The sequence below is a fragment of the Verrucomicrobiota bacterium genome, from assembly GCA_016871535.1.
Classification (GTDB): domain Bacteria; phylum Verrucomicrobiota; class Verrucomicrobiia; order Limisphaerales; family SIBE01; genus VHCZ01.
In genome coordinates this window covers 1-7995 of the sequence record VHCZ01000275.1, presented here as the reverse complement: position 1 = coordinate 7995, position 7995 = coordinate 1, and the positions used below count along the sequence as shown (strand labels likewise).

Below are 7995 nucleotides of genomic sequence, written 5' to 3'. Positions count from 1 at the left end.
GCGATGTTGGCGCAGGCGAACCTGCTCCCGCAATCGGCGCTGAGATTGTTGGGTTAATCCTCCTCTCGGACCGGATCAACCGGCCCAAAAAACAAGGGCGGCGCCTTCGGGCGCCGCCTTTTTTGTTGGTGTTCTCCCTCTCCCAGCGGGAGAGGGTTGGGGTGAGGGAGAATCGTCGGTGCTTCCAAGGTCGTTGATTTGCCCAACGCATTCACGCTCACTCTGCAACATCGAGTGTCCGCTCCTTTTCACGACGGTAGCCACTGGAAATAGCGAACCCCTCGTTTTGTTTCTCACAACTGATCGATCTTCGCAGCAAGCACAAAATCACTTTCCGTGAGACCATCGACCTTGTGGGTCCAGAGGGTGACTTTCACCTTTCCCCAGGCGAGGTAAATGTCCGGATGGTGGCCAACGGCTTCGGCCAACTCACCAATCTGGTTGGTGAAATCCAGAGCCTGTTGAAAATCTTTAAACCTAAACTCCTTCTCCAGGTGATGCCTGTTCACCACGCGCCAACGTCCGCCAAGCCTTTTTTGAAGATCAGCCAGCGGTTTGCCCTTTAACGGAGGCACTCCGCCTCGACACGGAACGCACTCTTTTGCAGCCAGTTCGCTCATAGATTTCCTCCAACTTTTTTCGCAACGGGAGACCTACACCTTCGGTTCCCAACCCGGACGATATTCGCGGCTCCAGAGTCTGGCGGCATCCTCGTCGCCAACGATTCGGCGCGATTTAGGATCCAAATTGAGCGTGCGGCCAGTCCGGAACGCGATATTGCCCAGGTGACACAACAACGTGCTCTTCTGACAGTCCTCAATGTCCGAATTGGGCTTCTTCCCTTCGCGAATGCATTCCAGGAAGTTCGCGAAGTGCACGGCGTCGCCTCCGCCGCGATTGCTGATCGACCGCAGTTCTTTGCCGGTCAGATCGTAAATCTTGATCGTGTTGCCCGCGATCACCAACGACCCGGTCTCACCGTAGAAATGGATGCCAAATTGCTCCCCTTCAAAGCCCCGGGGATGACAACTATGGCTCTCCCAGGTCGCGCCTTTGTCGCCGAAATCGTAAGAGGTCACGTACGTGTCCGGCGTTTCTTGATCGTCCTGATAGTGGTATCGGCCTCCACCGCAGGTGACGCGAACCGGGCAATCCACGCCGAGCCCCCAACGCGCCACGTCCAGAGCGTGGATGCCGTTGTTGCCGAGCTCGCCGTTGCCCCAATGCCAGTGCCAGTGCCAGTTGTAGTGGACCAAATTGTCCTTGTACGGCCGTTCCGGCGCGGGACCTTGCCAAAGCCTGTAATCGAGCCAATCCGGCGGGGCTGTTTGCTTGCCGCGGCCGATGGAAGGGCGGCGATTGTTGTACCAGGTTCGGGCGAAGAGCGCTTTGCCGATTTCGCCCGCGTGCAATCGCTGGATCGCTTCGATCACGCCGGGCCAACTGCGCCGTTGATTTCCCATTTGCACGACGCGTTTGTGCTTTCGCGCGGCCGCCACCATCCATTCGCCTTCGCGCGGATTGTGGCTGCCGGGCTTCTCCACATAGACATGCTTGCCCGCGGCGCAGGCGAGAATCGTGGCCGGCGCGTGCCAGTGATTGGGCGCCGCGATCGACAGAATGTCCACGGCCTTATCATCCAGAATCTGCCGAAAGTCCGTGACGCCGTGAGGGCGCTTTTCCTGTCTTCGCATCACCGCCGCCGCGGCTTTTTCCAGCGCGCGGCTGTCCACGTCGCACACGTAAGCGATCTCGGTGTTCGGCAGCGAGGTAAAGGCTTCCACGTGGGCCATCCCGCGTCCGTTTGTGCCCATTACGCCGACCACGACTTTTTTGTTCGGCGATTCGGCGGCTCGGACCGAGACTGCGGGCCGCAAGCCCGCCACGATTGCGCCTGCCAGACCGGCCTTTTTCAGGAATTGCCGACGATGAAGGGCATTGCTCATACACATCAAAAGTTGAAGTTCTCGTTTCGGAGTGAATGCAACCTAATCCCTGGGGTGAATTAGTCGAGAAAACAGTGCCCGCGTTTTGTTCTTTTACCAGAGACCTTTTCAATCTATCACCTCCGCCGGGGCACGCAGGACAGAATACCTCAGCCAAGTATGAGCTGGTTTTACCGCCGCTTCGTGCGTCCGGTTCTCTTTGAACGGGATTCCGAATCCATCCACGACTGGACGCTCCAAAGACTCGCGTCGGTCAGTCGAAACCGCATCCTGTGCGAGGCCGTTGCGGCTTTCTTCGATCCCCCGGAATTGCCCGTCCGGCTCTGGGGACTTTCTTTCCCGAATCCGGTCGGCCTCGCCGCGGGCATGGACAAATTTGCGGCGGCGCTTCCCGCGTGGACGGCGCTGGGATTTGGCTTCTCGGAACTCGGGGGAGTGACCTGGCACGCGCAGCCGGGCAACCCGACGCCGCGCTTGTTCCGCGCCATCGCGGACGAAGCCTTGATCAACCGCATGGGATTCAACAATCCCGGCGCCGAGGCCTTGGCGAAGACATTGTCCGAGTGGCGTGGGGCACGCGGCAGGCCCAAACATCCGGTCGGCATCAACCTCGGCAAATCCAAAATCACGCCGTTGGACAAAGCGGCCGGAGATTATGCGGCGTCGCTGCATGTGCTGTGGCCGCATGCTGATTTCTTCGTGGTCAATGTGAGTTCCCCCAACACGCCGAATTTGCGGCAATTGCAGGACAAAGCCGCGCTCGACGAAATCCTTGTCGCCGTTCAAGAGGTCAACCGGAAAGAGGCCGCTTCCACCGGCGAAGGGAATGCCTCCGAACTCCCCAAGCCATCGTGCACAATTTCCAATCGCCAATCGCCAATCGCCAATCGCCAATCGCCAATGGCCAATCGCGAATTGGGAAAGCCGATTCTCGTGAAGGTCGCGCCGGACCTTTCCTTCGAAGCGGTGGATGAAATCCTTGCACTGGCGGACTCGCGGCGAATCGCCGGAATCGTCGCGACCAACACTACGATTGCGCGCACCGAGACCACCCACCCGCACTCACGCCGAATCTATGCCCAGGAAGGCGGATTGAGCGGTCGGCCCTTGCGCGAACGAAGCACGGAGATCGTCCGCCATATTGGGCGGCAAACAGCCGGCCGGCTGCCGATCATCGGAGTCGGAGGCATCTTCGACGCGGCGGATGCCTGGGAAAAGATCGTCGCGGGGGCCAGCCTGGTTCAGGTCTATACGGGATTGGTCTATGAGGGGCCCGGCATTGTTCGAGACATCGTGCTGGGGCTGCGCGAGCGGCTCGGACGAGCTGGGCTGAGGAGGCTCCAGGATGCGGTGGGCGTAAAACGTGAAACGTGAAACGTAAAACATCACGTTTCACGCATCACGGATTACGAATTACGTTTTACGCCTCACGGAAACCGCTCTTTATCCTCATGCGGCTCCAACGCAGCAATCGCCTTCATGATCCCGTGGGCGATCTGCGGATAAATTTCTTTGAGCCTGGACTTGGAACAACTGCGGGCTTCCGCGCGAAGCTCGGCAAAGGCCAGAGGTTTTCCGAATTTCACGGCCACGCGGTGCGGCCGCGGCAAGCGGAGATGGCGACCGTAGGCTTCAAACGTTCCAAACACGCGCACGGGGACCACCGGAGCCTCCGATTTGACCACCACCAATCCGATCCCTGAACGCGCTGGCTGGAGGCGACCGTCGCGAGTGCGAGTGCCTTCCGGAAACAAAATAATCCCGCCGCCCCCCAGAAGTCGGTCCAGAATCTGACGTAACCCTGCCGCGCCGCCTCCTTCGCGATCGACGGGAACCGAATTCCAAGAACGAAGCACCGCGCCGACCAGCGGGAAACGAAAGAGCGTGTCGCGCGCCAGATAATTGATGGGCCGGGGCAAGCTCGCGCCGATCAAGGGCGGATCAAGGAAACTGGCGTGATTGGAGGCGAGAATGACCGGGCCTTCTCGCGGCACGCGTTCCGGGTTGAAGACACGCCAGCGGAAGCAAGTCGCGTACAGGAGGCGGAAGCAGGTCCACGCGGCGAAATAACTGGGATTCACCGCTTCTCTCCCAGTTTTGCCGTCACCGCCTCAATGATCAGCTGGCTGGTTTCGGCTGCGGTCATTTGCGAATTGTTGATGACCGTCGCGCCCAGCGGAATCATCAGCGGCGCCACTGCGCGCTGGCTGTCCCGTTGATCGCGCGCCGCGAGATTCTCCTGAACGCCCTCGGCAGCGCGGCGTTTGGAGCGCTCTTCTAGCGACGCGTCCAGATAGAATTTGAAGTCCGTTTCGGGAAACACGTTGGTGCCGATATCGCGGCCTTCCATAACAAGATTGCCGAATCGGATGCACTCGCGCTGCTTCTTCTTCATCCATTCGCGCACTTTCGGAACCGCCGCCACGTTCGGCACGGCTGCGCTCGTCTCCGCCGTCCGGATTTCCCGCTCCGGATAATAGCCGCCCACCAGGAGCCGAACCTGTCCCTCCACGCAGACAAGAGAGGTCTTCCACGCGCGGCAAACTCGGGCGACAGCTTTGGGGTCGCGAACATCCACTTTATGCTTCAAGCAGTACCAGGCGAGGGTGCGATACATCGCGCCCGTGTCCACATAGGCGAAGTTCAACGCCTTGGCGACCAGCTTCGCGTTCGTGCTCTTGCCGCTGGCGCTGGTGCCGTCCAAAGCGATGACGATCGGTTGTTTCACGCCGTCCGGAGCTATTTGTTACATCGTTAAATGGGTTAGATAGGTTAAATAGGTCAGATGGTTAAATGGTTAAATGGGTTGAACGGCCGACGATTTTGAACCTTTCACGCAACCCATTTAACCTTTCTAACTCATTTAACGAGCTCGGGGGGCTCACTCGGCAAAAAGTTCACCGAGGCTTAAAGGGCGGCGGGTGGCGGCGTCGAGAATCGTCGCGCCCAAACCGCCGGGCGGCGGCACGGCCAGTTTCTGGAAGAAGTTGGGAAAGGTCTTTTTCACGCAGGCGGGATTCTTGAGTCTGAGGCCGGGAACTTTCAATCCCAGAATGGCAAAACACATGGCCAGGCGATGGTCGTGGTAGGTCTCGATCTCGGCGCCGTGGAGCGCCGAAGGAAATACTTCCAGCGTGTCGCCCGTCTCCATCACCTTGGCGCCGCACTTCGTGAGTTCTGTCCGCAACGCCAGCACGCGCTCGCACTCCTGAAGGCGCAAACGGCCAAGGTCCGTGAATCGGACCGACTCCGCGTGGAATGGCGCCAGCACGATCGCAGTCATAATGCTGTCCCCCAAATCGGATTGACGCGAGAGCGTGGTGGGCGGCGGCAGGAAATTGGGAAACCGCGAATCGATCTGCCACCCGGACGTTGGCCAGGCGCGCACGCGGCAGGAAGGAAATTCCCTTTCAGCCCGGGTGTCCACTCGGACCTTTGCGCCGTCCGATGATACCAAAGCAGACCTTTCATTGACTTGCCGGAAAGCCGACTTTGGCTGCAGCCAGCCTGCCGCCCAAAAATAGCTGCCGCTGGACGCGTCGGGTTCGATCTGAACGGTTCCCCCGCGCTTGGGAAAGGCTTGGATGAGCCGGCGCGTCATCTCGACATAGGAGGATTCCTCCGCATCTTCGCCTACGACGCGCACAGACCAACCGCCCGCCTCGGCGCAAAGCAGCAGCGCGGAAGCGAATTGCGAACTCTCCGCGATGCTCACCGAGCACGCGCCCGGCTTCGGGCCGGCCCCATGGATCACGGCGGGCAGCTTGTTCCCTTCGCATTCGACAACGTAACCCAGTTCGCGCAACGCCTGGAAGAGGGCGCCCTGGGGCCGTTCGTGCATGCGCGGAACGCCATGCAGCCGACAAACGCCGTGACCGAGACAGACGAAAGCGCTCAAAAACCGGGCGGCTGTGCCCGCGTTGCCGACGAACAATTCGAGCAGTTTCTCAGGCGTGCCTCCGTTTGGAATTCTTCCGCCTAGACCGTGGACCGTGATCGTTCGATTGCAGAATTCCTCTGGATCCAGCGCGACCTTCACTTCAAACCCGAGCTTCTGAAGCGCCTCGACCATCACTTGCGTGTCCTCGCTCCACAACGCGCCTTCGAGCTTCGTCTCGCCTCCGGCCAGCGCCGCCAAAATCAAGGTGCGGTTCGTGATGCTCTTGGAACCGGGCACGGTGATCTCGGCGCCGACCGGCTCGGCCAAAGGCACGATTTCGATCAGGTCAGGGAGCGGCATGGGCAAGCGTAAAACGTAAAACGTGAAACGTAATCCATCTGTCGTTCTGGCATCGAGCAGCGAACACGCCGTCAAACGTCAACACAGGAAGGCGCACCCGGAAGACCGATGTTCGACGAGGACGTTTCACGCATTACGTTTTACGTTTTACGAAACTACTCCGGCGACGAAGACGCCCGGCCTTCCCCGCACCATTTCTCCCGCCGGTGCCTCGCCAGATCGAAGAATTCTTCGATCGCCTTCGTGTCCGCCTTTTCCAGCGCCAGGCGAAACTCCTGAAGGTCCTCGATGAACACGCCGAGCACGCGCGCCAGGTTCTTTCGGTTCGCCAGGGCAATGTCGCGCCACATTTCCGGAGAACCGGAAGCGATGCGGGTGGTGTCGCGAAAACCCGTCGCGCACAGTTGCGCTTGTTCTTTCGGATGCGCCGGGCTGAGCACGTAATTCGCCAGTTCTGCCGCCACCACGTGCGGCAAGTGACTGGATCGGCTCACGAATTCGTCGTGCAAATCGGCTTTCATCCGCATGGGCCGGGCGCCGACGCTGCGCCAGAATTCCTCCAGGCTGCGGACCGCTTTGGCGGGCGACTTTGGCGTCGGCGTGACGACGCACACGGCGTCGGCGAACAAATCGGCCCGCGCGGCGTTGACGCCCATTTTTTCGGCCCCGGCCATGGGATGGCTGCCAATGAAGTGCGCGCCAGCCCGGCCAACCAGCGGTTCCAATTCGTGCACGACGCTGCCCTTGACGCTCCCGACGTCGGTCACGATGGCGTCGCGCTTCAAACCGGGCAGCATTTTTTCCGTCAGCTCGCGCATTTGGGCGATTGGGGTGCAAAGGATGACGAGGTCGGCATTTTCAACCGCTGGGAGGAGTTCGAGCGTCGCTTCATCCACAGCGCCTTTCTTCAGGCATTCGTCAATGCTGGCCGGGCGGCGGACGAAGCCGATCACGCGCTTCGCCAGCCCGCGTTGCTTCAAAGCGAGTCCCAACGACCCGCCCAGCAAGCCGACGCCGACGAGGGTGATCTTTTGCCAATGCACAACGGCATTAAACCGATGCCGAAAGCGATAGGCAATAACGTAGGGCAGGCATCCTGCCTGCCCTGCCTGCCCAGCCGTTCATCGAAGCCTTCTTTTCCAAAGCCGAAAAACTCCTGCACCCGTAAGCCCGATGGCCAGCAAACTCAACACGGAAGGCTCTGGCACAGGCTCAGCAAAGATGATTTTCGAGATGGCAATGACATCCGTGATTTGCCCGCAGAAGCCGGCCCCTGGACGACCCGGACGAGGACCTCGGCATTCCCCGTCGGCGTTGAAGGGGGATAGCTCGACATTTCCAGCAAAGATCGACGCCGCGTTGAACCGCGTGCCGTCATCGAACCGCAATCCAATGAAAGTCAAATTTCCATCGCCAGCTTCGGCTGAAGCAAAATACGTCTCGGGACTCCCGCCGGAAACGCAGATGCCCGCCGTCCTCGGCCTGTCCATGTCCGTGAAGATGACACCAATCCCGCTGATCCCAACGTGTTGATCAGGTCGAAACTGAGGGCCGGGAAACCAAAGGTCATCGTCATTCAGTCCATCCTTGCTATCCATCCTAGAAAAAGAGGTAGTGCCCACGAATCACACGAAAGGACACGAATGAAGAACAGTTTGAGAAGTGTTTTAGGTTCACCCAATGGGCTAAGTGGTCCATTTCATAAATACGCTCACGTTCGCGGCAAGGGATTTTTCGGCCAGACGAGGCGCGAGCGACGAGCATATCCCGAAGTGGATCTGTAAGGAGCAAGCAACGAAGTCTGGCGAA

Annotated in this window: 8 protein-coding genes; 1 reads left to right on the top strand and 7 read right to left on the bottom strand. The window is 59.6% G+C overall.

The window, feature by feature from the left end; all coding sequences use genetic code 11:
- Window positions 1-293 precede the first annotated feature (293 nt).
- Complete coding sequence (locus FJ398_23600) at window positions 294-620, bottom strand: 4a-hydroxytetrahydrobiopterin dehydratase (protein MBM3840883.1); 327 nt, start codon at window positions 618-620, stop codon at window positions 294-296.
- 33 nt (window positions 621-653) lie between these two features.
- Window positions 654-1946: a Gfo/Idh/MocA family oxidoreductase gene (locus FJ398_23595; GenBank protein MBM3840882.1), complete on the bottom strand. Its 1293-nt coding sequence runs from the start codon at window positions 1944-1946 to the stop codon at window positions 654-656.
- A 159-nt stretch (window positions 1947-2105) separates the two neighbouring features.
- Here FJ398_23595 and FJ398_23590 point away from each other — a divergent pair, with 159 nt between their 5' ends.
- Window positions 2106-3320 carry a quinone-dependent dihydroorotate dehydrogenase gene (locus tag FJ398_23590; GenBank protein MBM3840881.1) on the top strand — a complete coding sequence of 405 codons (1215 nt, stop codon included), beginning with the start codon at window positions 2106-2108 and terminating at the stop codon, window positions 3318-3320.
- 53 nt (window positions 3321-3373) lie between these two features.
- Here the strand turns inward: FJ398_23590 and FJ398_23585 are convergent, their stop codons facing one another.
- The 5 genes from FJ398_23585 to FJ398_23565 form a co-directional block, all read right to left on the bottom strand.
- Complete coding sequence (locus FJ398_23585) at window positions 3374-4027, bottom strand: 1-acyl-sn-glycerol-3-phosphate acyltransferase (protein MBM3840880.1); 654 nt, start codon at window positions 4025-4027, stop codon at window positions 3374-3376.
- Window positions 4024-4689: a (d)CMP kinase gene (gene cmk, locus FJ398_23580; GenBank protein MBM3840879.1), complete on the bottom strand. Its 666-nt coding sequence runs from the start codon at window positions 4687-4689 to the stop codon at window positions 4024-4026. The genes FJ398_23585 and cmk overlap by 4 nt, the downstream gene beginning before the upstream one ends.
- Window positions 4690-4827: 138 nt before the next feature.
- Complete coding sequence (locus FJ398_23575; protein ID MBM3840878.1) at window positions 4828-6186, bottom strand: 3-phosphoshikimate 1-carboxyvinyltransferase; 1359 nt, start codon at window positions 6184-6186, stop codon at window positions 4828-4830.
- Window positions 6187-6341: 155 nt separating this feature from the next.
- On the bottom strand, window positions 6342-7277 hold the full coding sequence (locus tag FJ398_23570; protein MBM3840877.1) for a prephenate dehydrogenase/arogenate dehydrogenase family protein: 936 nt from the start codon (window positions 7275-7277) through the stop codon (window positions 6342-6344).
- 30 nt (window positions 7278-7307) lie between these two features.
- Window positions 7308-7784, bottom strand: a complete 477-nt coding sequence (locus FJ398_23565; GenBank protein ID MBM3840876.1) for a PEP-CTERM sorting domain-containing protein — start codon at window positions 7782-7784, stop codon at window positions 7308-7310.
- Between the last annotated feature and the right edge of the window lie 211 nt (window positions 7785-7995).